The 22770-nt window shown below is 71.2% G+C and carries 21 protein-coding genes; 20 read left to right on the top strand and 1 reads right to left on the bottom strand.

The window, feature by feature from the left end; translation table 11 throughout:
* Positions 1-84: 84 nt before the first annotated feature.
* Both efp and nusB read left to right on the top strand, forming a co-directional pair.
* Positions 85-642 carry an elongation factor P gene (efp, locus tag L3i22_RS43420; RefSeq protein WP_221323259.1) on the top strand — a complete coding sequence of 186 codons (558 nt, stop codon included), beginning with the start codon at positions 85-87 and terminating at the stop codon, positions 640-642.
* Positions 642-1076 (top strand): transcription antitermination factor NusB, encoded by a 435-nt coding sequence (gene nusB / locus L3i22_RS43415; RefSeq protein ID WP_221323258.1) that lies wholly within the window; start codon positions 642-644, stop codon positions 1074-1076. Before efp ends, nusB begins: the two co-directional genes overlap by 1 nt.
* Positions 1077-1532: 456 nt before the next feature.
* Here nusB and L3i22_RS43410 read toward each other — a convergent pair whose 3' ends face one another.
* Positions 1533-2021, bottom strand: coding sequence for a transcriptional regulator (locus tag L3i22_RS43410; RefSeq protein ID WP_014446326.1), 489 nt, complete (start codon positions 2019-2021; stop codon positions 1533-1535).
* 279 nt (positions 2022-2300) lie between these two features.
* Between L3i22_RS43410 and pyrR the strand changes: the two genes are divergently transcribed.
* From pyrR to L3i22_RS43320, 18 genes are all read left to right on the top strand, one after another.
* The gene (gene pyrR / locus L3i22_RS43405) at positions 2301-2885 is read left to right on the top strand and encodes a bifunctional pyr operon transcriptional regulator/uracil phosphoribosyltransferase PyrR (RefSeq protein WP_370644293.1); all 585 of its coding nucleotides are present in this window, start codon (positions 2301-2303) and stop codon (positions 2883-2885) included.
* Entirely contained in the window at positions 2882-3802 is a 921-nt protein-coding gene (locus L3i22_RS43400; RefSeq protein ID WP_221323256.1) for an aspartate carbamoyltransferase catalytic subunit, read from the top strand. The genes pyrR and L3i22_RS43400 overlap by 4 nt, the downstream gene beginning before the upstream one ends.
* On the top strand, positions 3799-5070 hold the full coding sequence (locus L3i22_RS43395; RefSeq protein WP_221323255.1) for a dihydroorotase: 1272 nt from the start codon (positions 3799-3801) through the stop codon (positions 5068-5070). The genes L3i22_RS43400 and L3i22_RS43395 overlap by 4 nt, the downstream gene beginning before the upstream one ends.
* Positions 5067-6173 carry a glutamine-hydrolyzing carbamoyl-phosphate synthase small subunit gene (gene carA / locus L3i22_RS43390; protein WP_221323254.1) on the top strand — a complete coding sequence of 369 codons (1107 nt, stop codon included), beginning with the start codon at positions 5067-5069 and terminating at the stop codon, positions 6171-6173. The genes L3i22_RS43395 and carA overlap by 4 nt, the downstream gene beginning before the upstream one ends.
* A 6-nt stretch (positions 6174-6179) precedes the next feature.
* Complete coding sequence (carB, locus tag L3i22_RS43385) at positions 6180-9497, top strand: carbamoyl-phosphate synthase large subunit (RefSeq protein ID WP_221323253.1); 3318 nt, start codon at positions 6180-6182, stop codon at positions 9495-9497.
* Complete coding sequence (locus L3i22_RS43380) at positions 9494-10522, top strand: quinone-dependent dihydroorotate dehydrogenase (RefSeq protein WP_221323252.1); 1029 nt, start codon at positions 9494-9496, stop codon at positions 10520-10522. Before carB ends, L3i22_RS43380 begins: the two co-directional genes overlap by 4 nt.
* Entirely contained in the window at positions 10519-11796 is a 1278-nt protein-coding gene (locus L3i22_RS43375) for an adenosylmethionine--8-amino-7-oxononanoate transaminase (RefSeq protein ID WP_221323251.1), read from the top strand. The genes L3i22_RS43380 and L3i22_RS43375 overlap by 4 nt, the downstream gene beginning before the upstream one ends.
* A 21-nt stretch (positions 11797-11817) precedes the next feature.
* Positions 11818-12648 carry an orotidine-5'-phosphate decarboxylase gene (pyrF, locus tag L3i22_RS43370; protein WP_221323250.1) on the top strand — a complete coding sequence of 277 codons (831 nt, stop codon included), beginning with the start codon at positions 11818-11820 and terminating at the stop codon, positions 12646-12648.
* A gap of 174 nt (positions 12649-12822) precedes the next feature.
* Positions 12823-13140 carry an integration host factor, actinobacterial type gene (gene mihF / locus L3i22_RS43365; protein ID WP_067705076.1) on the top strand — a complete coding sequence of 106 codons (318 nt, stop codon included), beginning with the start codon at positions 12823-12825 and terminating at the stop codon, positions 13138-13140.
* A 32-nt stretch (positions 13141-13172) separates the two neighbouring features.
* Positions 13173-13772 (top strand): guanylate kinase, encoded by a 600-nt coding sequence (gene gmk / locus L3i22_RS43360; protein WP_221323249.1) that lies wholly within the window; start codon positions 13173-13175, stop codon positions 13770-13772.
* Positions 13773-13775: 3 nt separating this feature from the next.
* The gene (gene rpoZ / locus L3i22_RS43355) at positions 13776-14039 is read left to right on the top strand and encodes a DNA-directed RNA polymerase subunit omega (protein ID WP_067705078.1); all 264 of its coding nucleotides are present in this window, start codon (positions 13776-13778) and stop codon (positions 14037-14039) included.
* Between the two features lie 76 nt (positions 14040-14115).
* Positions 14116-15333, top strand: coding sequence for a bifunctional phosphopantothenoylcysteine decarboxylase/phosphopantothenate--cysteine ligase CoaBC (gene coaBC / locus L3i22_RS43350; protein WP_221323248.1), 1218 nt, complete (start codon positions 14116-14118; stop codon positions 15331-15333).
* A 41-nt stretch (positions 15334-15374) separates the two neighbouring features.
* Complete coding sequence (gene metK / locus L3i22_RS43345; protein WP_221323247.1) at positions 15375-16565, top strand: methionine adenosyltransferase; 1191 nt, start codon at positions 15375-15377, stop codon at positions 16563-16565.
* Between the two features lie 566 nt (positions 16566-17131).
* Positions 17132-17695 (top strand): histidine phosphatase family protein, encoded by a 564-nt coding sequence (locus tag L3i22_RS43340; RefSeq protein WP_221323246.1) that lies wholly within the window; start codon positions 17132-17134, stop codon positions 17693-17695.
* A gap of 60 nt (positions 17696-17755) precedes the next feature.
* Positions 17756-19732 (top strand): primosomal protein N', encoded by a 1977-nt coding sequence (locus tag L3i22_RS43335; RefSeq protein ID WP_221323245.1) that lies wholly within the window; start codon positions 17756-17758, stop codon positions 19730-19732.
* A 53-nt stretch (positions 19733-19785) separates the two neighbouring features.
* On the top strand, positions 19786-20343 hold the full coding sequence (gene def / locus L3i22_RS43330) for a peptide deformylase (protein ID WP_221323244.1): 558 nt from the start codon (positions 19786-19788) through the stop codon (positions 20341-20343).
* Positions 20344-20347: 4 nt separating this feature from the next.
* Positions 20348-21274, top strand: coding sequence for a methionyl-tRNA formyltransferase (gene fmt, locus L3i22_RS43325; RefSeq protein WP_221323243.1), 927 nt, complete (start codon positions 20348-20350; stop codon positions 21272-21274).
* Positions 21271-22740 carry an RsmB/NOP family class I SAM-dependent RNA methyltransferase gene (locus tag L3i22_RS43320; protein ID WP_221323242.1) on the top strand — a complete coding sequence of 490 codons (1470 nt, stop codon included), beginning with the start codon at positions 21271-21273 and terminating at the stop codon, positions 22738-22740. Before fmt ends, L3i22_RS43320 begins: the two co-directional genes overlap by 4 nt.
* Positions 22741-22770 lie beyond the last annotated feature (30 nt).

The following is a 22770-nucleotide window of genomic DNA, read 5'->3' as shown; positions in this document are numbered from 1 at the left end:
AGCACGGATACCCGATTCGCTCTCACCAGGTAAACGCCGGTAAAGTAGTCCGGTCAACGATTCGCGTCAAGATCAAGGCAGGACATGGCTTCCACCAACGACCTGAAGAACGGCCTGGTTCTCAACCTCGACAAGGAGCTGTGGTCCGTCGTTGAGTTCCAGCACGTCAAGCCCGGTAAGGGTCCCGCCTTCGTGCGGACCACGCTGAAGCACGTGTTGTCCGGCAAGGTCGTCGACAAGACCTTCAACGCGGGCACCAAGGTCGAAACCGCGACCGTGGACAAGCGCACGATGCAGTACCTGTACAAGGACGGCGAAGACTTCGTCTTCATGGACCTGGACACGTTCGAGCAGATCCCGGTCTCCACCGCCACCGTCGGTGACAACGCGAACTACCTGCTCGCCGAGGCCGAGGCCACGGTCGCTCTGCACGAGGGTGTGCCGCTCTACATCGAGCTGCCGACCAGCGTGTTCCTGGAGATCACCTACACCGAGCCGGGCCTGCAGGGTGACCGTTCGACCGGCGGCACCAAGCCGGCGACCGTGGAGACCGGCGCCACGGTTCAGGTTCCGCTCTTCATCACCACCGGTGAGAAGGTCAAGATCGACACCCGCGACGGCCGCTACCTCGGCCGCAGCTGATGGCGGAAGGTCCGAAGAAGGAACGGCTGGCACGCCGCAAGGCGCGCAAGCGGGCGCTGGACGTCCTTTTCGAGGCTGACCTTCGTAATCTGCCCCCGAGCCAGGTGCTGGTCACGTATCTGGACCGGATCGCCAAGCCGCACCCCGAGCACCTGGCCTACGCGGTCACCCTGATCGAGGGCGTCGCCAAGAATCTGGACCGGATCGACGAGCTGATCGCGAGCTACGCCGAGGGCTGGACGATCGACCGCATGCCCGCGGTCGACCGGAACCTGGCCCGGATCGCCGTCTACGAGCTGCTGTTCGAGCCCGAGGTGGACGATCCGGTGGCGATCACCGAGGCGGTGGAGCTGGCGAAGGAGATGTCGACCGACGACAGCCCGCGCTTCCTCAACGGTCTGCTGGACCGGATCGCCGCGTTCGCCACGCGCTGAGCCAGCCGTTTCGCCGCGTGGTCACGCGCTGAAACGGCCGGTTCGCCGGGTGACGAAAAAGTGGGATCGTCTCACGTTTTGGCACGAGCACCTCTCGGGACGTGCGGTTTCGGGGGTGTGCGGCTCTGGTCGTGCGGCCGGCTGCGTGCACCAGGTGCTGAAACGACCTGATTGCCGCGTTCGCCACGTGCGGAAAGCCTCGGAAACACGTAAAACGGCCTGGACCGCTTCGGTCCGGGCCGTTTGTGGTTTCAAAACCTGAAAAAATTCGATTTGGTACGGAGAGAACTCACGCTCCGCCGAGCCAGTCGGCTCCGGCCGGCGCTGATCCGGAAGCCGCGCCGGGATCCGGCCGGGTGAGCCTGTTTCGGGCATGAAGTAAGCCCGCGTCGATCTTGGGGGGCCGACGCGGGCTCTTCTTTCGGATAGCAGTATCAGCCGGTGGTGCAGCCGATGTCAGCTGGCGAAGAACGCCCGGGGGTCGGCCACCAGAACGCCCTGCTCAGTCAGTCGCTCGATCAAGCCGGACGGCGAGATGTCGTAGACGATGGCAAGGGCGCGCAGGTCATCGGCGCGGATCGAGAGGACCCGGCCGTTGTAGTCGCCACGCTGCTGCTGAATTGCCCGGGCGTACCGCGCCACGTAGGCGAGGTCCTCACCGGTGGTGTCGTACAGCTTCTCGAGGTCCAGGACGATCTTGTTGGTCGCCTCGAGACGGATGCCACTGCCGTCGGGCAGCAGCTCGGAGACGGGAACACGGTAGAAGTCGGCCAGTTCGGCCAGGCGAGACACGGTGACCGCACGGTCACCACGCTCGTAGGAGCCGACCACAACGGCTTTCCATCGACCGTTGGACTTCTCTTCGACGCCCTGCAGGGACAGGCCCTGCTGTTGGCGAATGGAGCGCAGGCGAGCGCCCAGCGACTTCGCGTACTCAGACGGCATTCGGACACTCCCAGTACTGTGCTCGGCCCGGAGGGTTCTTCCTCACGGATCGCTACGCTGCGTGACGGTACGGAGTTTGCGACCGCCGGTCAAGTGTTGGTTACCGATGAGTCGTGCGGGCCGCACCAAAGTTACCGGCTGTATCCCTAACTGCTGGATTTGTCCGCTTTGTCTGCGGGTCGGGCAGGTCACCCTGGTCACCGCTTTATCCACTGGTAACGTAGCGTCAGCCATCGGGCGGGAAACCGCCCGCTCAGACGTCCTTTAACGACCCGTCCAGTGAGGCGGGGAAGGAGGTCCGCCGTGGCACAGCCACGCGCAGACGCGCCCAGCAAGATCATTCTTGCGGGATCCGACCTGTCCCGGGTCGTCGACCGCATCGCGCATCAGATCCTGGAGAAGACCTCCGGCGCCACCGGCACCGTGCTTCTCGGTATCCCGACCCGCGGTGTCCCCCTCGCCCATCGCCTCGCCGCCCGGATCCACGCCTTCGAGGGCGTCGAGGTCCCGGTCGGCTCGGTCGACATCACGCTCTACCGCGACGACCTGCGCCTGAAGGCGACCCGCGCGCTCGGCAAGACCGAGCTGCCGCCCGGCGGCATCGACGGCCTGCGGGTGATCCTGGTCGACGACGTGCTCTTCTCCGGCCGCTCGGTGCGCGCCGCGCTGGACGCGCTGAAGGACCTCGGCCGGCCCAGCTCGGTGCAGCTCGCGGTGCTGGTCGACCGCGGTCACCGGCAGTTGCCGATCCGCGCCGACTACGTCGGCAAGAACATCCCGACCGCGCTGAGCGAGAGCGTCAAGGTCGCCGTCACCGAGGTCGACGGCGCCGACGAGGTGCGACTGATCGGAGGCCTCCAATGATCAAGCACCTGCGCTCCGCCGCGGATCTGGACGCCGAGACCGCCACGCTGATCCTGGACACCGCCGGCGAGATGGCCGCGCTCTCCGGCCGCGAGGTGAAGAAGCTGCCCGCGCTGCGCGGCCGTACCGTGGTCAACCTCTTCTACGAGGACTCCACCCGCACCCGGATCTCCTTCGAGGCGGCCGCCAAGCGCCTTTCCGCCGACGTGATCAACTTTTCCGCCAAGGGTTCCAGCGTCTCCAAGGGCGAGAGCCTGAAGGACACCGCGCTGACCCTGCAGGCGATGGGCGCCGACGCCGTGGTGATCCGGCACTCGGCCAGCGGCGCGCCGCACCGCCTGGCGAACTGGGTGGAGGGCTCGGTGGTGAACGCCGGCGACGGCACCCACGAGCACCCGACGCAGGCGCTGCTCGACGCGTACACGATGCGCTCCCGCCTGGGCCGTCTCGACGGCCTCCGGGTCGCGATCGTCGGCGACGTGCTGCACAGCCGGGTGGCCCGCTCCAACGTGCTGCTGCTGACCACGCTCGGCGCGCAGGTCACCGTGGTCGGCCCGCCGACCCTGATCCCGCTCGACGTCGCCGCCGCGCTGTCCGAGAAGACGCAGGTCAGCTACGACCTGGACAGCGTCCTGCCGGACAGCGACGTGGTGATGATGCTCCGCGTCCAGACCGAGCGGATGCAGGACTCCTACTTCCCGTCGGCGCGGGAGTACAGCCGCCGCTACGGGCTCGACGTGCCCCGGCTCCAGAAGATGCCGGGTCACGCGATCGTCATGCACCCCGGCCCGATGAACCGCGGGATGGAGATCGCGCCCGAGGTGGCCGACTCCCCCCGCTCCACGATCGTCGAACAGGTCGCCAACGGCGTCAGCGTCCGGATGGCCGTCCTCTACCTGCTCCTGGGAGGCAAGTGATGGCGTACCTGCTCAAGGGCGTCTCGGTCCTCGGCGCCGCGCCGACCGACCTCGTCATCGAAGATGGCGTTATCTCCGACAAACCGGCCGGCCAGTCCGCCACGGTGATCGACGCGACCGGCCTGGTCGCGCTGCCGGGCCTCGTCGACGTGCACACCCACCTGCGCGAACCCGGCCGCGAGGACGCCGAGACGGTGGAGACCGGCTCGCGCTCGGCGGCCCTGGGCGGCTACACCGCGGTCTGCGCGATGGCGAACACCTCGCCGGTCGCCGACACCGCCGGCGTGGTCGAGCAGGTCTGGCGCCTGGGCCGGGAGGCCGGGCTGGTCGACGTGCAGCCGATCGGCGCGGTCACGGTCGGCCTGGCCGGCAAGCAGATGGCCGAGCTGGGCGCGATGGCCAGCTCCGCCGCGAACGTGCGGATCTTCTCCGACGACGGCTTCTGCGTCGCCGACCCGAAGCTGATGCGCCGCGCCCTGGAATACGTGAAGGCGTTCGACGGCGTGATCGCCCAGCACGCCGAGGAGCCCCGGCTCACCGAGGGCGCGCAGATGCACGAGGGCGAGGTCAGCACCCGGCTCGGCCTGACCGGCTGGCCGGCGGTCGCCGAGGAGGCGATCATCGCGCGGGACGTGCTGCTCGCCGAGCACGTCGGCAGCCGCCTGCACGTCTGCCACGTCTCCACGGCCGGCTCGGTCGAGGTGCTGCGCCAGGCCAAGGCCCGCGGCGTGCGGGTCACCGCCGAGGTCACCCCGCACCACCTGATCCTGACCGACGAACTGGCCAGCGGTTACGACCCGGTCTTCAAGGTCAACCCACCCTTGCGTACGGCGAAGGACGTCACCGCCCTGCGCCAGGCGCTCCTGGACGGCGTGATCGACGTGGTCGCCACCGACCACGCCCCGCACGCCGTGCAGGACAAGGAGTGCGAATGGTCGTACGCCCGCCCCGGCATGCTCGGCCTGGAGACCGCGCTCCCGATCGTGCTCAGCGTCTTCGGTGAGCGGTGGGACCTGATCGCCGACCGGATGTCGATCGCGCCGGCCCGCATCGCCGGGCTGGCCGGACACGGCGGCGACCTGACCAAGGCCGGTACGCCGGCGAACCTCACGCTGGTGGACCCGAAGGCGAGCTGGGTCGTCGACCCGGTCGCGCTGGCGAGCCGCAGCCGCAACACCCCGTACGCGGGTATGACCCTGCCCGGTCGCATCGTCGCGACCTTCCTGCGGGGAGAGGCAACAGTGCTGGACGGGAAGGCAGTCAAGTGACCAAGGCGATTCTGGTCCTGGAGGACGGGCGGAGCTTCTCCGGCACGGCGTACGGCGCCGTGGGGGAGACGTTCGGCGAGGCGGTGTTCACCACCGGCATGACCGGCTACCAGGAAGTGCTGACCGACCCGTCGTTCCACAAGCAGGTCGTGGTGCAGACCGCGCCGCAGATCGGCAACACCGGCGTCAACGACGAGGACGACGAGTCGGACCGGATCTGGGTCTCCGGCTACGTGGTCCGCGACCCGGCCCGCCGCCCGTCGAACTGGCGCGCCACCGGTGACCTGGGCGAGCGCCTGGCCGCCGAGGGCGTCGTCGGCATCAGCGGCATCGACACCCGCGCCCTGACCCGTCACCTGCGCGAGCGGGGCGCGATGCGGGTCGGCATCTCCTCGCTGGGGATCACCGCGGCGGAGCTGCGGGACCGGGTCAAGGCCCAGCCGCAGATGCTCGGCGCCGACCTCTCCGCGCAGGTCACCACCGGCGAGCGGTACACCGTCGCGGCCGAGGGCGAGCACCGCTACACGGTCGCCGCGCTGGACCTGGGCATCAAGCGCAACGTCTCCCGGCGGCTGGCCGCCCGCGGCGTGACCACGCACGTCTTCCCGGCGAGCTCGTCGATCGAGGACCTGCTGGCGGTGAGCCCGGACGCGGTGTTCTTCTCGCCCGGCCCGGGCGACCCGGCCACCGCGGACGGCCCGGTCGCGCTCGCCCGGGAGGTGATGCGCCGCCAGGTCCCGCTGTTCGGGATCTGCTTCGGCAGTCAGATCCTCGGGCGCGCGCTCGGCTTCGGCACCTACAAGCTCGGCTACGGCCACCGCGGCATCAACCAGCCGGTGCTCGACAAGACCACCGGCAAGGTCGAGGTGACCAGCCACAACCACGGCTTCGCGGTCAACGCCCCGCTGGACGCGGTCGTCGACACCGAGTTCGGTGGCGTCGAGGTCTCGCACGTCTGCCTCAACGACAACGTGGTCGAAGGGCTCCGGGGCATCGAGGTGCCCGCCTTCACCGTCCAGTACCACCCCGAGGCCGCCGCCGGCCCGCACGACGCCGACTACCTGTTCGACAGGTTCGTCGAGCTCGTCGAGAAGAAGGGCTGAGAAACAGTGCCGAAGCGTGAGGATCTCAAGCACGTGATGGTGATCGGGTCCGGCCCGATCGTCATCGGCCAGGCCTGCGAGTTCGACTACTCCGGCACCCAGGCGTGCCGGGTGCTGCGGGCCGAGGGGCTGCGCGTCTCGCTGGTCAACTCGAACCCGGCCACGATCATGACCGACCCGGAGTTCGCCGACGCCACCTACGTCGAGCCGATCACCCCGGAGTTCGTCGAGCTGGTCATCGCCAAGGAGCGCCCGGACGCGATCCTGCCGACCCTGGGCGGCCAGACCGCGCTGAACACCGCGATCGCCCTGCACGAGAGCGGCGTGCTGGAGAAGTACGGCGTCGAGCTGATCGGCGCCAAGGTCGAGGCCATCCGCAAGGGTGAGGACCGGCAGCTGTTCAAAGAGGTCGTGGCGAAGGCCGGCGGCGAGACGCCGCGCTCGCGGGTCTGCCACTCGATGGACGAGGTCCGCGCGACCGTCGCCGAGATCGGCCTGCCGGTCGTCATCCGCCCGTCGTTCACCATGGGCGGCCTGGGCTCCGGGATGGCGCACACCGACGAGGACCTGGCCCTGATCGCCGGCGCCGGCCTGGCCGCCTCCCCGGTCACCGAGGTGCTGATCGAGGAGAGCGTGCTCGGCTGGAAGGAGTACGAGCTCGAGCTGATGCGCGACAAGCACGACAACGTCGTGGTGGTCTGCTCGATCGAGAACATCGACCCGATGGGCGTGCACACCGGCGACAGCGTCACCGTCGCCCCGGCCATGACGCTCACCGACCGCGAGTACCAGAAGATGCGCGACCTGGGTATCGCGGTGCTCCGCGAGGTCGGCGTGGACACCGGCGGCTGCAACATCCAGTTCGCGATCAACCCGGACGACGGCCGGATGATCGTGATCGAGATGAACCCCCGGGTCTCCCGCTCCTCGGCGCTGGCGTCGAAGGCCACCGGCTTCCCGATCGCCAAGATCGCCGCGAAGCTGGCCATCGGCTACACGCTCGACGAGATCCCGAACGACATCACGCTGAAGACCCCGGCCGCGTTCGAGCCGGCGCTGGACTACGTGGTCGTGAAGATCCCGCGGTTCGCGTTCGAGAAGTTCCCGGGCGCGGACAAGGAGCTCACCACCACGATGAAGTCGGTCGGTGAGGCGATGAGCCTGGGCCGCAACTTCGCCGAGGCGCTGAACAAGGCGATGCGCTCGATGGAGACCAAGGCCGCCGGCTTCTGGACCACTCCGGACCCCGACGAGACGGTCGAGGAGCTGCTGGCCCAGCTGCGGATCCCGCACGACGGCCGGCTCTACACGGTCGAGCGGGCGCTGCGGCGGGGCGCGACGATCGAGCAGGTGCACGAGGCCAGCGGCCGGATCGACCCGTGGTTCCTGGACGAGATCCAGGCCCTGATCGACCTGCGCGCCGAGATCCTGGCCGCACCGGTCCTCGACGAGGAACTGCTGCGGGTGGCGAAGCGGTCCGGGCTCTCCGACAAGCAGCTCGCCGCGCTGCGGCCGGAGCTGGCCGGCGAGGACGGGGTGCGGGCGCTGCGGCACCGGCTGGCGGTCCGCCCGGTCTACAAGACCGTGGACACCTGCGCGGCCGAGTTCGCGGCGAACACGCCGTACCACTACTCGTCCTACGACGAGGAGACCGAGGTCGCCCCGAGCGACCGGCCCAAGGTGCTGATCCTGGGCTCCGGCCCGAACCGGATCGGGCAGGGCATCGAGTTCGACTACTCCTGCGTGCACGCCGTACAGGCGCTCCGGGGTGTTGATCTCGAGACCGTGATGGTCAACTGCAACCCGGAGACCGTCTCCACCGACTACGACACCGCGGACCGGCTCTACTTCGAGCCGCTCACGTTCGAGGACGTCATCGAGGTGTTCCACGCCGAGGACACCTCCGGTAAGGCGGCCGGCGGCCCCGGCGTGGTCGGCGTGATCGTGCAGCTCGGTGGCCAGACCCCGCTCGGCCTGGCGAACCGGCTGAAGACGGCCGGCGTCCCGATCGTCGGCACCTCGCCCGAGTCGATCGACCTCGCCGAGGACCGCGGCCTGTTCGGCACCCTGCTCGCCGAGCACGACCTGCGCTCGCCCGAGCACGGCACCGCCACCTCGTTCAGTGAGGCCAAGGCGATCGCCGACACGATCGGCTACCCGGTCCTGGTCCGCCCGTCCTACGTGCTGGGCGGCCGGGGCATGGAGATCGTCTACGACGAGCCCACCCTGAAGGGCTACATCGAGCGGGCCACCGAGATCTCCCCGGACCACCCGGTGCTGGTCGACCGGTTCCTGGACGACGCCGTCGAGATCGACGTGGACGCGCTCTGCGACGCCACCGGCGAGGTCTACATCGGCGGCGTGATGGAGCACATCGAGGAGGCCGGCATCCACTCCGGCGACTCGGCCTGCTCGCTGCCGCCGATCACGCTCGCCGCCTCGCACCTGGCCGAGGTGCGCCGCTACACCGAGTCGCTGGCCCGGGGCATCGGCGTGCGCGGCCTGATGAACGTGCAGTACGCGCTCAAGGACGAGACGCTCTACGTGCTGGAGGCCAACCCGCGCGCGTCCCGGACCGTCCCGTTCGTCTCCAAGGCGACCGGCGTGCAGCTGGCCAAGGCGGCCGCCCGGATCATGCTCGGCGCCACCATCGCCGAGCTGCGGGCCGAGGGCGTCCTGATCACCGACCGGGACGGCGGGTCGGTCCCGGCCGGCGCGCCGATCGCGATCAAGGAGGCGGTGCTGCCGTTCAAGCGGTTCCGCACGCTGGCCGGCAACAACGTGGACAGCCTGCTCAGCCCGGAGATGAAGTCGACCGGCGAGGTGATGGGCATCGACACCGGGTTCGGCCAGGCGTTCGCCAAGTCGCAGGCCGCGGCGTACGGCTCGCTGCCGACCAGCGGCAAGATCTTCGTGTCGGTGTCGAACCGGGACAAGCGGTCGATGATCTTCCCGGTCAAGCGACTCGCCGACCTGGGCTTCACGATCGTCACCACGGCCGGCACCGGCGAGGTGCTCAGCCGGTACGGCGTCGACTGCGAGGTCGTCCCGAAGCACTACGAGAGCCCGGGCAAGAACGCCGTCGAGCTGATCCTGGCCGGCGAGATCGCCCTGATCATCAACACCCCGTCCGGGTCCGGCGCCAGCGCCCGCCAGGACGGTTACGAGATCCGCAGCGCCGCGGTCACCGCCGACATCCCGTGCATCACGACGGTGCCGGGCGCGGCCGCCGCGGTGATGGGCATCGAGGCCCTGATGCGCGGCGACCTCACCGTCCGGCCCCTGCAGGACCTGCACAAGATGCTCCGAAGCGATCGCGCATGAACCTTTTCCGCAGCGCCGTCCGGCCGGTCCTGTTCCGGCTGGGCGGCGGCGACGCCGAGAGCGCGCACGAGTGGACCCTGCACCGGCTCGCCTCGATGCCGCCGGCCGCCCGTGAGGTGATGCGCCGCCGCTACGCCTTCTCCGCCCCGGTCGAGGCGTTCGGCGTCCGCTTCCCGAACCGGGTCGGCCTGGCCGCCGGGATGGACAAGAACGGCCTGGCGCTGCCCGCCTGGCCGGCCCTCGGGTTCGGCTTCGTCGAGGTGGGCACGGTCACCGCGAAGCCGCAGCCGGGCAACGAGAAGCCGCGCCTGTTCCGGCTCCGGGACAGCGACGCGATCATCAACCGGATGGGCTTCAACAACGCCGGCGCGGCGGCCCTGGCCGAGCGCCTGGACGAGTTGGGCCCGATCGGGGTCCCGCTCGGGATCTCGCTGGGCAAGTCCAAGGTCACCCCGCTGGACGAGGCGGTCGAGGACTACCTGGAGTCGTACCGGCTGCTGCACCCGTACGCGGACTACATCGCGATCAACGTGTCCTCGCCGAACACGCCCGGCCTGCGCAGCCTGCAGGACCGGGACTTCCTGACCACGCTGCTGAAGGCGCTCAGCGGCGATGTCCCGGTGCTGGTGAAGATCGCTCCGGACCTGACCGAGCCGGCCATCGCCGAGCTCCTGGAGGTCTGCCTGGAGCAGGGCGCGGCCGGCCTGATCGCGACCAACACCACGCTGGCCCGGGACGGCCTGGCCCCGGGCGACCACCACCTGGCCGCCGAGACCGGCGGGCTCTCCGGCGCGCCGCTCACCGAGCGGGCCCGCGCGGTCGTCAAGTTCGTCCACGACGAGACCGGCGGCCGGCTGCCGGTGATCGGGGTCGGCGGGATCATGTCGGCCGACGACGCCTCGCGGATCCTGGACGCCGGGGCCACCCTGGTCCAGCTCTACTCCGGGTTCATCTACAAGGGCCCGGACCTGGTCAAGGCGGTCGCTCAGGGGGCCCGCCCGTCCCGGACGCACGCGGCGCGATGACCCCGGCCGGGCGCGACGACCTCCTGGCGCTCGACCGGGCGCACGTCTGGCACCCGTACGGTCCGATGCCCGGCCGCAGCGACCCCTACCTGGTCGAGAGCGCGGCCGGGGTCCGGCTGCGCCTGGCCGACGGCCGGGACCTGGTGGACGGGATGTCCTCCTGGTGGGCGGCCGTGCACGGCTACCGGCACCCGGTGCTCGACGCGGCCCTGGCCGACCAGGCCGGCCGGATGAGCCACGTGATGTTCGGCGGCCTCACCCACCAGCCGGCGATCGAGCTGGCCGCCACCCTCGTCGAGATCACCCCGCCCGGCCTGGAGCACGTCTTCCTCTGCGACTCCGGGTCGATCGGCGTCGAGGTGGCGATCAAGATGGCGCTGCAGGCCCAGCGGGCGCTGGGCCGGCCGGGCCGGCAGCGGCTGGCGACCTGGCGCGGCGGATACCACGGGGACACCTTCCACCCGATGAGCGTCTGCGATCCCGAGGGCGGGATGCACGCGCTCTGGACCGGGGTCCTGCCCGCACAGGTCTTCGCCGGTCCACCACCGGCCGACTTCGACCCGGCTTACGCCGAGGAACTTCGCAAGATCATTTCCCGGTACGAGGGTGAGCTCGCCGCCGTGATCGTCGAACCGGTGGTGCAGGGCGCCGGCGGGATGCGCTTCCACGACCCGGAGTACCTGCGGGTGCTGCGCGAGGTCACCGCCGAGTACGGGATCTTCCTGATCTTCGACGAGATCGCCACCGGCTTCGGCCGGACCGGGCGTCTGTTCGCGGCCGAGCACGCCGGGGTCAGCCCGGACATCCTGTGCCTGGGCAAGGCGCTCACCGGTGGCTACCTGACGCTGGCCGCGACGCTCTGCACGCCCGCGGTGGCCACCGCGATCTCGGCGGGCGAGGGCGGCGGCCTGATGCACGGGCCGACGTTCATGGGCAACCCGCTCGCCTGCGCGGTCGCCAACGCCTCCCTGGGGCTGCTGCGCGACGGCGGGTGGGCGGATCGCGTACGGATGATCGAAATCGGTCTCAAAGACGGTCTGGAGCCACTTCGCGGGGCCCCGGGCGTCGCTGACGTCCGCGTCCTGGGCGCGATCGGCGTGATCCAGCTCGATCACGACGTGGACGTGCCCCGGGCGACGGCGGCCGCGGTCGCCCGCGGCGTCTGGTTGCGCCCGTTCCGGGACCTGATCTACACGATGCCGCCCTATGTGACCGACGAGACGGACGTGGCCCGCATTACCGCGGGGATCGCCGCCGCGGTGGCGGCCAGCTGACACGGAAGGGTTGTTTGAGCCATGGAGACCTTCGGAGAGCGGCTGCACGCCGCCGTCGACCAACGCGGACCGCTGTGCGTCGGGATCGATCCGCATGCCGGACTGCTCGCCCGCTGGGGCCTTACCGACGATGTCGCCGGCCTGGAACGCTTCGCCCGTACGGTGGTCGAGGCGCTGGCCGATCGGGTGGCTGTACTGAAGCCGCAGTCCGCGTTTTTTGAGAGATTTGGGTCACGTGGCGTCGCGATTCTTGAGTCAACTATCCGACAGTCTCGCGAGGCCGGGGCGCTTGTCCTGCTCGATGTGAAACGTGGCGACATCGGCTCGACGATGGCCGCGTACGCCTCCGCGTATCTGAATCCGGCCAGTACTCTCCGCGCCGACGCGATTACTGTGAGTCCCTATCTCGGGGTCGGTTCGCTGCGGCCGGCATTCGATCTCGCGACCGAGACGGGCGCCGGAATTTTCGTTCTCGCACTGACTTCCAACCCGGAAGGCGCTTCGGTCCAGCATGCCGTCGGCCCTGGTGGGAAGACCGTCGCGCAGACCGTGATCGACGAGATTTCCCAGCTCAACGCGGGTATGAGCCCTCTCGGAAGTTTCGGCCTGGTGGTCGGCGCGACGATCGGAAAGACCGGCCACGACCTTTCCGGCGTCAACGGCCCGCTGCTCGCTCCGGGGCTCGGAGCCCAGGGCGGAACCCCCGATGACCTGCGTTCCGTCTTCGGTGACAGCCTGCACAACGTGTTGCCGTCGTACTCACGCGAAGTTCTCTCCGGAGGCCCGGAGATCGCCGGTCTGCGGGCCGCCGCGGACCGCGTTCTGGACGAGTGCCGAGCCGCCCTCGGGTGAAACCGCCTGCGTAACGGGCCGGGCGCCGGGGTACCCCCACGTTGCCGAACGCGCCGATGCCCGCTAGTTTTCCCGGCGCCGGGAACCACATGCCCCTTTGGTTCCCTGGCACACCACGTTTCACAGAAGCGACGGTATTGACCTACCGTCGCGATAGGGACCTGAGGAGAACTGGTGCCGCTCCCGTCACTGAGCCCCGAGCAGCGCGCTGCCGCGCTGGAAAAGGCCGCGGAAGTTCGCAAGGCTCGGGCTGAGCTCAAGGAACAGCTCAAGTCCGGCAAGACCACCCTCGCCGCCGTGCTTGACCGCGCGGAGGGCGACGAGGTCGTCGGCAAGCTGAAGGTCTCGGCCGTGCTTCAGGCGCTGCCGGGCATCGGCAAGATCCGTGCGACCCAGATCATGGAGAAGCTGAAGATCGCCGAGAGCCGCCGGCTCCGGGGTCTCGGCGACCAGCAGCGTAAGGCCCTCCTGGGGGAGTTCGCTGCGAACTGACTCACCGGCTCGTGTAGTAATGAGCCGTGAGCATGGATGACGACGCGCGCCCGGCAGCACGCCTCACCGTCCTTTCCGGCCCCTCCGGGGTCGGAAAGGACAGCGTGATCGAGCTGATCCGGGCGCGCTCGCCTTGGATCCGGTTGTCGGTGTCGGTCACGACACGCAAGAAACGCGACTACGAGACCGACGGCGAGCACTATCACTTCGTAAACCGGTCCGATTTCCAGCGGCTGATCGACGGCGGACAGCTGCTGGAGTGGGCGGAATTCGCGGGAAACCTCTACGGCACCCCCCGCGCGCAGGTCGAGGGCTGGCTCCAACAGGGCCGGCCCGTTTTGTTGAAGATCGACCTGCAGGGCGCCCGTCAGGTGCGAGCCACCACGCCGGACGCCCAGCTGGTCTTCCTGGCTCCGCCGAGCAAGGAGGAGCTGCAGCGCCGGCTGATCGGCCGGGGCACCGACGACGAGGAGACGATCCGCCGTCGCCTGGCCCACGCCGACGAGGAGTTGGCCGCCGAGGCCGAGTTCGATTACACCGTGGTGAACGACTTCGTCGAGCGTGCCGCGGATGAGCTGGTAGGCTTGCTCGGTTCGTCATTCTTAGCGCCAGCTAGCATTAAGGAATTCTGAAAAGTGGGAACTGTCGCGAACCCCGAAGGCATCACCAACCCGCCGATCGACGAGCTGCTCGACAAGACCTCGTCGAAGTACTCGCTGGTGATCTTCGCGGCCAAGCGCGCCCGCCAGGTCAACGCCTACTACAGCCAGCTCGGCGAGGGCCTGCTGGAGTATGTGGGGCCGCTGGTCGAGACCACGCCGCAGGAGAAGCCGCTCTCCATCGCGATGCGGGAGATCAACGCCGGCCTGCTGACGGCCGAGCCCACCGACCATCCCTGATCGTCTGTTTGTCGAAGTGCCGGTCCCGTGTCCAGCTCCTGGGCGCGGGATCGTCTGTTATCCGAGGTGAGAAGCGGTGACCGAGGTCGTCCTGGGGGTGTGCGGCGGGATCGCCGCGTACAAGGCCTGTGAGCTGCTGCGGCTGTTCACCGAGTCGGGGCACGGCGTGCGCGTGGTGCCGACCGCCTCGGCGCTGAAGTTCGTCGGCGAGCCGACCTGGGCCGCGCTCTCCGGCCGCCCGGTCGCCACCGAGGTCTGGGACGACGCGCACGAGGTCCCGCACGTGCGGATCGGCCGCGCCGCCGAGCTCGTCGTGGTCGCGCCGGCCACCGCGGACATCCTGGCCAAGGCCGCCCACGGGATCGCCGACGACCTGCTCACCAACACGCTGCTGACCGCGACGTGCCCGGTCGTCTACGCGCCGGCGATGCACACCGAGATGTGGGAGAACCCGGCGACCCGGGCCAACGTGGCGACGCTGCGCTCCCGGGGCGCGATCGTGATCGAGCCCGCGGTCGGCCGGCTGACCGGCAAGGACACCGGCAAGGGCCGGCTTCCGGAGCCGTCGGCCATCTTCGAGTACGCGATGGCCGTACTCAGGAGTGGTCTTAAAAAAGATCTTGAGGGTCGGCACGTCGTGGTGACCGCGGGCGGGACCCGGGAACCACTCGATCCGGTGCGGTTCCTCGGCAACCGGTCGTCCGGCAAGCAGGGGTACGCGCTGGCCCGCGCCGCGCTCGCCCGGGGCGCCCGGGTGACGCTGATCGCCGCGAACGTGACGCTGCCCGACCCGGCCGGCGCCGACCTGATCCGGGTGGGCACCACCGAGGAACTGCGCAAGGCCACCGTCGAGGCGTTCGCCGCCGCGGACGTCGTGGTGATGGCCGCCGCGCCCGCCGACTTCCGGCCCGCGACGGTCGCCGAACAGAAGATCAAAAAATCCGACGACGGTACGCCGGAGCCGATCGCCCTGGTCACGAACCCGGACATCGCCGCCGAACTGGGCGCCGCCAAGCGCCCCGGCCAGCTGCTCGTGGCGTTCGCCGCGGAGACGCACGACGCGATCGAGCACGCCCGCGGGAAAATGGCGCGAAAGCGGGCAGACCTGATCGTGGTCAACGAGGTGGGCGTCGACCGGGTCTTCGGCCAGGACCGCAACACCGTCACTGTGCTGGGCGCGGACGGCCTCACCGACGCCCTCGACGAACTCTCCAAAGACGATGTGGCGGGTAGGATCTTCGACCACGTCGTGGACCGGCTGGATGCCCAGGTCGGCGACGGTCGGCCGCTCTGACTACACTTCCGCGTTACCTGTATTCGACACTGAGGAGCACCGTGGCACGCCGCCTTTTCACTTCCGAGTCGGTCACGGAAGGCCACCCGGACAAGATTGCTGACCAGATCAGCGACGGGATTCTCGACGCCCTGCTCGCGCAGGACCCGCGCAGCCGTGTCGCGGTCGAGACCCTCATCACCACCGGCCAGGTGCACGTGGCGGGCGAGGTCACCACCCAGGCCTACGCCGACATCCCCAGCATCGTGCGCGACACGATCCTGAAGATCGGCTACGACTCGTCGAAGAAGGGGTTCGACGGCGCGTCCTGCGGCGTGAGCGTCTCAATCGGCTCCCAGTCGCCGGACATCGCCCAGGGCGTGGACAGTGCCATCGAGCTGCGCGAGGGTGACTCCGAGCACATCCTGGACCAGCAGGGCGCCGGCGACCAGGGCATGATGTTCGGCTTCGCCTGCTCGGAGACGCCCGAGCTGATGCCGCTGCCGATCGCGCTGGCGCACCGCCTGGCCCGCCGGCTGTCCGCCGCGCGCAAGGACGGCACGATTCCGTACCTGCGCCCGGACGGCAAGACCCAGGTCACCATCGAGTACGACGGGCTGCGCCCGGTCCGCCTGGACACCGTCGTGGTCTCCACCCAGCACGCCGCCGACATCTCCCTCGAGTCGCTGCTGACCCCGGACATCCGCGACCACGTGATCGCCCCCGAGCTGGCCGGCCTGGACCTCGACACCGAGAACTACCGGCTGCTGGTCAACCCGACCGGCCGCTTCGAGATCGGCGGCCCGATGGGCGACGCCGGCCTCACCGGCCGCAAGATCATCGTCGACACCTACGGCGGGTACGCCCGGCACGGCGGCGGCGCGTTCTCCGGCAAGGACCCGTCCAAGGTCGACCGGTCCGCGGCGTACGCGATGCGCTGGGTCGCCAAGAACGTGGTCGCGGCCGGCCTGGCCGAGCGCTGCGAGACCCAGGTCGCCTACGCGATCGGCAAGGCCCACCCGGTCAGCCTGTTCGTGGAGACCTTCGGCACCGAGAACGTGCCGGTCGAGCGGATCGAGAAGGCCATCAAGGAGGTCTTCGACCTGCGCCCGGCCGCGATCATCCGCGACCTGGACCTGCTCCGGCCGATCTACCAGCAGACCGCGGCGTACGGCCACTTCGGCCGGGAGCTGCCGGACCTGCGCTGGGAGAGCACCGACCGCGCGCAGGACCTGAAGAACGCCGCTTCCTGATCCACTTCTGACGAGAGCCGGCGCCCCGTGGTGGGCGCCGGCTCTCGCCGTTCCCCGGTCCGCCCGGTCCGGCGGTCGGCCCGCTCGCGCTGCGCTGCTGGTTGCGGCTGGCTTACCAGGCGGCGCCCGTCGTTGCTCACGGTCGCGGCCGCCGCTCGCGCTGCGCTGCTGGTTGCGGTGGCTTCGTGGGTACGTCGTGGGGCGCGGTCCGCGGTCGGCGCAAGCCCCCGGCTGGTGTTCAGGGCTGCTTCGAGGGGTTGAGGCAGCCGGGGTGACCAGCTGGCTCACGGCGTACCTCTCAGGCAGTTGTGTTTTGGGGAACCGTGACGTGCGGCCGCAGCCGGGAGCAACGGCGGGTGCCGCCTGGCAAGCCAACCGCAACCGGGCCGGGGCAGCGGGCGGCGGCCGGGACCGTGAGCGGCAGCGGGGCAGCCCAGGCGCGGGCCGGAGCGCAAGCCGGGGCGGCGGGCGGCCCTCGATCGGGCGATCGCATGATCCACGCGGGTGGGTTTTGCGTGATTGTTCGCATGAGGGTCTTCGGAGGTTCTGGCGGATACTCTGTCGCGATGACGGCTGTCCAAGGTGAACGGCTGTTCCTGGTCCGGCACGCGATGCCCGCGGTCGATCCGGACGTGCCGGCCGAGCAGTGGCAACTCGACCAGGAGAGCCGGGTCGCGGCTCGTCTGATCCGGCTCCATGTGCACCATCCGGCCTACTACGTGGCCAGCAGCGAGCCCAAGGCCGCGCAGACGATGCAGGAGATCGCCGGCGCGCAGCGGGTGGTGACCGATGACGATCTCAGCGAGGTCCACCGGCCGCACGTCTGGCTCACCGACGACGACTACCGGGGCGCGGCGCTGGCCTACGCCGGTGGCGAGTGCCCGGACGGCTGGGAGCCGCGGGACGCGGTGATCGAGCGGTTCGGCGCGGCCGTGGTGCGGCACGCGGCGGCGGCCGCCGAGCGCGGGCAGACGCTGGTGCTCGGGACGCACGGGCTGGCGCCCACGGTGTGGATGGCGAGCCGGTATCAGCTGGAGCCGGACCCGGCGCGGTTCTGGGCCGGTCTGCGCTTCCCGGACATCGTCGAGATCGATCTGCGGAACGAGAAAGTGAGCTGTCTCGCACACTGATCCGCCGCCGCGTTCTGCCCGGTCCGGAAATGTCGGTGGGGGCGGGCAGAATGTTCGGCGATGGTGACCAAGGGTGTGCGAGCGGAGCGGGAGCCGGCGGAGCGTCTGCCGGTGGCCCGGGTGTGTGTCGACGTCCAGCTGCCGCACCTGGATCGCCCGTTCGACTACCTGGTCCCCAGCACCGACGACGAGGCCGCCCAGCCCGGGGTGCGGGTCAAGGTGCGGTTCGCCGGGCAGCTGGTCAGCGGGTTCCTGCTGGAGCGCGCCGAGGCCTCCGAGCACCAGGGCAAGCTGGCCTATCTGGAGAAGGTGGTCGCCGCCGAGCGGGTCCTCGACCCGGAGGTCGCGCGGCTGGCCCGGGCGGTCGCCGATCGCTACGCGGGCAGTCTCGCCGACGTGCTGCGCCTGGCCGTCCCGCCCCGGCACGCGCGGGTCGAGGCGCAGGAGACCGCCGCCCCCGAGCCGGCCGCGGCCCCGGCCGAGCCGGCCGCCGGCGGCTGGGATTCCTATCCGGCCGGCCCGCCCTTCCTGAAGGCGCTGGCGGAAGGGCGTCCCGCGCGGGCCGTCTGGTCGGCGCTGCCGGGGGAGACCTGGCCGATCCGGATCGCCGAGGCGGCCGCGGCGACGGTCGCCGGCGGGCGCGGCGTGGTGATCGTCGTCGCCGACGCGCGTGACCTCGACCGGGTCGACAAGGCGCTCGGCGAGGTGCTCGGCCCCGGCCGGCACGTCGCGCTGAACGCGGCGCTCGGTCCGGCCGAGCGCTATCGGCGGTTCCTCGCCGCCAGCCGGCACCAGGTTCAGGTGGTGGCCGGCACCCGCGCCGGGATGTGGGCCCCGGTCGCCGGCATCGGCCTGGTGGTGATCTGGGACGACGGCGACGACCTGCACGCCGAGCCCCGCTCGCCGTACCCGCACGCTCGTGACGTGCTGCTCACCCGGGCCCGGCTGGCCGACTGCGCGGCCCTGGTCGGCGGCTTCGCCCGGACGGGTGAGGCGCAGCTGCTGCTGGAGACCGGCTGGGCCCGGGAGATCGTCGCCGAGCGGGCCGTCCTGCGGCGCCGCCAGCCCGCGATCTCCCCGACCGGCGACGACTCGCAGCTCGCGCGGGACGCCGCCGCGACCACCGCCCGGCTGCCCAGCCTGGCCTGGCTGACCGCCAAGCAGGCGCTGCAGGCCGGCCACCCGGTGCTGGTCCAGGTGCCGCGCCGGGGCTACCTGCCGTCGGTGGCCTGCGCCGAGTGCCGCACCCCGGCGCGCTGCCCGGAGTGCTCCGGTCCGCTCGGCCTGCACGGCGCGCGGGACGTGCCGGTCTGCCACTGGTGCGGGCGGAACTTCCCGGCCTACGCCTGCCCCGCCTGTGGTGGGCAGCGGCTGCGCGCGTCGGTGGTCGGCGCCCGGCGCACCGCCGAGGAGCTGGGGCGGGCGTTCCCCGGGGTGCCGGTGCGCACCTCCGGGCGGGACGAGATCTTGGACACGGTTCCCGGTGCGGCATCCATCGTCGTGGCCACCCCGGGCGCCGAGCCGGTGGCCGAGGGCGGCTTCGGCGCGGTGCTCCTGCTGGACACCTGGGCGCTGCTCAGCCGGGCCGACCTGCGGGCCGCCGAGGAGACCATGCGCCGCTGGCTGAACGCATCGGCGCTGGCCCGGTCGGGGCCCGACGGCGGCAAGGTGATCGTGGTGGCGGACGGCTCGCTCGCCCCGGTGCAGGCCCTGCTGCGCTGGGACCCGGGCTGGTTCGCCGCCCGTGAGCTGGCCGAACGCCGCGAGTTGGGCTTCCCGCCGGCCGCCCGGATGGCCAGCGTCACCGGTCCGGCCCCGGCCGTCAGCGAGCTGCTGACGATCGCCGACCTGCCCGAGGGGACCGAGCAGCTCGGCCCGGTCCCGGCCGGCGACGAGCAGGAGCGGATGCTGCTGCGGGTCTCCCGGTCCCAGCTGCCCGCCCTGGCCCACGCGCTGCACGTGGCGGCCGGGGTGCGCAGTGCCCGCAAGGCCGCCGTCGCGGTCCGCGTGCAGGTGGACCCGGCCGAACTGTTCTAGGTCCGTAGACTGTTCGGCAGCCGTTTTTCCCACAGCACTAGGAGTTCCGCCGAGTGACCGTCCAGCCCATCCGTCTCTTCGGTGACCCGGTGCTGCGCACTGAGGCCGACACGGTCGTCGACTTCGACAAGGAACTGCGCAAACTGGTCAAGGACCTGACCGACACGATGCTGGACGAGGGCGGCGCCGGCCTGGCCGCCCCGCAGCTCGGCGTCGGTCTGCGCGTGTTCACCTTCGACGTCGACGACGTGGTCGGGCACATCGTCAACCCGGTGCTCTCGTTCCCGGACGAGGAGGAGCAGGACGGCCCGGAGGGCTGCCTCTCCATCCCCGGCATCTACATCGACACCAAGCGCCGGCAGAACGTGGTGGCGAACGGCTTCAACGAGCACGGCGACCCGATCCAGCTGGTCGGCACCGGCCTGATGGCCCGCTGCGTGCAGCACGAGACCGACCACCTGGACGGCGTGCTCTTCCTGGACCGGCTGGACTCCGCGGCCCGCAAGGACGCGATGAAGCAGATCCGCTCCGCCGAGTGGTACGACGCCGCCAAGCCCCCGACGATCAAGGAGAGCCCGCACAGCCGGGGCATCTTCGGCCTGGGCCGGTGATCCGATGCGCCTGATCTTCGCCGGCACGCCCGAGGTGGCGCTGCCCAGCCTGGACGCGATCGCCGCGTCCGGGCACGAGCTGGTCGCCGTGGTGACCCGTCCGGACGCCCCGGCCGGCCGGGGCCGCCGCCTGCTCCGCTCGCCCGCCGGCGCGTGGGCCGACGAGCGCGGCATCGAGGTGCTCACCCCGGAACGGCCGCGCGAGCCCGAGTTCCAGCAGCGGCTGCGCGAGCTCGCGCCGGACTGTGTGCCGGTGGTGGCGTACGGCGCGCTGGTGCCGCCCACCGCGCTGGAGATCCCGACGCACGGCTGGGTGAACCTGCACTTCTCGCTGCTGCCCGCCTGGCGCGGCGCGGCGCCGGTGCAGCACGCCGTCCTGCACGGCGACGAGGTGACCGGGGCCAGCGTCTTCGAGCTGGAGGCCGGGCTGGACACCGGTCCGGTCTACGGCACCGTCACCGACCAGATCCGGTTCAACGACACCTCCGGGGACCTGCTGGAACGGCTCGCCCACGAGGGCGCCGGCCTGCTCGTCGCGGTGCTCGACGCGATCGAGGCGGGCACCGCCCGGGCGCACCCGCAGCCGCACGACGGGATCAGCCTGGCCCCGAAACTCACCGCCGAGGACGCGCGGGTCCGCTGGACCGACCCGGCGTTCGCGGTCGACCGGCGGATCCGGGCGTGCACGCCGGCGCCGGGCGCGTGGACGACGCTGCGCGACGACCGGCTCAAGCTGGGCCCGGTCCGGCCGATCGCCAACGCACCGCACCTGCAGCCGGGCGAGCTGCGGGTGGAGCGCACCCAGGTGCTGGCCGGCACGGCCACCACCCCGGTGCAGCTGGGCGAGGTCCGCGCGGCGGGCAAGAAACCGATGGCCGCGGCCGACTGGGCGCGCGGATTGCGAATTGAAGCAGGGGAGAAGCTCGCGTGACTGAGCACAGGGCTTCACGGCCGCACGGCGCCGGCCCGCGACGGCCGTCCGGGCCGGGACACTCGCGGGACGACCGCAGCGGGCGGGCGCCGCGGGCCGGCCGGCCGCCGTCCGACCCGGCACGTCAGGCGGCGTACGAGACGATCGCCGCGGTGCACCGGGACGACGCGTACGCGAACCTGGTCCTCGGCGACATCCTCAGCGGGATGGGCCTGTCCGGGCGGGACGCGGCGTTCGCCACCGAGCTGACCTACGGGACGCTGCGGGCCCTCGGCACCCTCGACCTGATCGTCGCCGCGGCCGCCGGCCGCGAGGTGGCCCGGATCGACCCGCCGGCCCGCGACGCCCTGCGGCTCGGCGCCTACCAGCTGCTCTACACCCGGGTGCCGTCGCACGCCGCGGTCAACCAGACCGTCGACCTGGTCCGCTCGGTCGCGCCCGGCGCCGCCGGCTTCGCGAACGCGGTGATGCGCACGATCTCCGAGACCCCGCTGGAGGCGTGGCTGGAACGGGTCGCCCCGGGCTACGAGTCCGACCCGGTCGGCAACCTCGCGGTCATGCACCACCACCCGCAGTGGATCGTCCGCGCGTTCAGCGAGGCGCTCGGCGGCGACCTGGACGAGACCGCCCGGCTGCTGATCGAGGACAACCAGCCGCCGGCCGTGCACCTGTGCGCGCGCCCGGGCCGGGTCGACGCGGTCGATCTGGCCGACGAGGTCGACGGCACCCCGGGGGCGTTCTCGCCGTACGCGGTGTACCTGAACGGCGGCGCCCCGCGTGACCTGGCCGCCATCCGGGACGGCCGCGCCCACGTCCAGGACGAGGGCTCCCAGCTGGTCGCGGCGGCGCTGCTGGCCGCCCCGATCGAGGGCCGCGACACCCGCTGGCTGGACCTGTGCGCCGGCCCGGGCGGCAAGACCGGCCTGATGGGCGCGATCGCCGCCGGCCGCGGCGCCGAGGTGACCGCGGTCGAGGTCGCCGAGCACCGGGCCCGCCTGGTCGAGCAGGCCACCGAGGGCATGCCGGTGACGGTCTTCCCGATGGACGGCCGCTCGGTGGGCCGCGACCCGGACCTGCCGGAGGAGGCGTTCGACCGGGTCCTGGTCGACGCGCCGTGCACCGGCCTGGGCTCGCTGCGCCGCCGCCCGGAGTCCCGCTGGCGCCGGACGCCGGCCGACCTGCCCCCGCTCACCCGGCTCCAGCGGGAGCTGCTGGTGGCGGCGTTGCGGGCGGTCCGGCCGGGCGGCGTGGTGGCGTACGTGACGTGCTCCCCGCACATGGTGGAGACCCAGGTGACGGTGAGCGAGGGCGCCCGTCGCAGCGGCGTCGAGGTGGACTTCGTCGACGCCCGCCCGCTGCTGCCGCCGGGCATGCCGGGGCTGGGCGCCGGCCCGACGGTGCAGCTGTGGCCGCACCGGCACGGCACGGACGCGATGTTCCTGGCCGTGCTGCGGCGCACCAGCTGATCGTGTTGCTCGAAGGACGGGGCCGCCCGG

This window comes from Actinoplanes sp. L3-i22 (assembly GCF_019704555.1).
Lineage (GTDB): Bacteria > Actinomycetota > Actinomycetes > Mycobacteriales > Micromonosporaceae > Actinoplanes.
Note: the sequence above shows the minus strand (reverse complement) of the source record. Positions and strands in the feature narration are given on the sequence as shown.

Coding starts and splice junctions, on each gene's coding strand:
- efp (WP_221323259.1), top strand. CDS start 85: ATGGCTTCCACCAACGACCTGAAGAACGGCCTGGTTCTCAACCTCGAC.
- nusB (WP_221323258.1), top strand. CDS start 642: ATGGCGGAAGGTCCGAAGAAGGAACGGCTGGCACGCCGCAAGGCGCGC.
- L3i22_RS43410 (WP_014446326.1), bottom strand. CDS start 2,021: ATGCCGTCTGAGTACGCGAAGTCGCTGGGCGCTCGCCTGCGCTCCATT.
- L3i22_RS43400 (WP_221323256.1), top strand. CDS start 2,882: ATGATCAAGCACCTGCGCTCCGCCGCGGATCTGGACGCCGAGACCGCC.
- L3i22_RS43380 (WP_221323252.1), top strand. CDS start 9,494: ATGAACCTTTTCCGCAGCGCCGTCCGGCCGGTCCTGTTCCGGCTGGGC.
- L3i22_RS43375 (WP_221323251.1), top strand. CDS start 10,519: ATGACCCCGGCCGGGCGCGACGACCTCCTGGCGCTCGACCGGGCGCAC.
- pyrF (WP_221323250.1), top strand. CDS start 11,818: ATGGAGACCTTCGGAGAGCGGCTGCACGCCGCCGTCGACCAACGCGGA.
- gmk (WP_221323249.1), top strand. CDS start 13,173: ATGGATGACGACGCGCGCCCGGCAGCACGCCTCACCGTCCTTTCCGGC.
- L3i22_RS43340 (WP_221323246.1), top strand. CDS start 17,132: ATGACGGCTGTCCAAGGTGAACGGCTGTTCCTGGTCCGGCACGCGATG.
- L3i22_RS43335 (WP_221323245.1), top strand. CDS start 17,756: ATGGTGACCAAGGGTGTGCGAGCGGAGCGGGAGCCGGCGGAGCGTCTG.
- fmt (WP_221323243.1), top strand. CDS start 20,348: ATGCGCCTGATCTTCGCCGGCACGCCCGAGGTGGCGCTGCCCAGCCTG.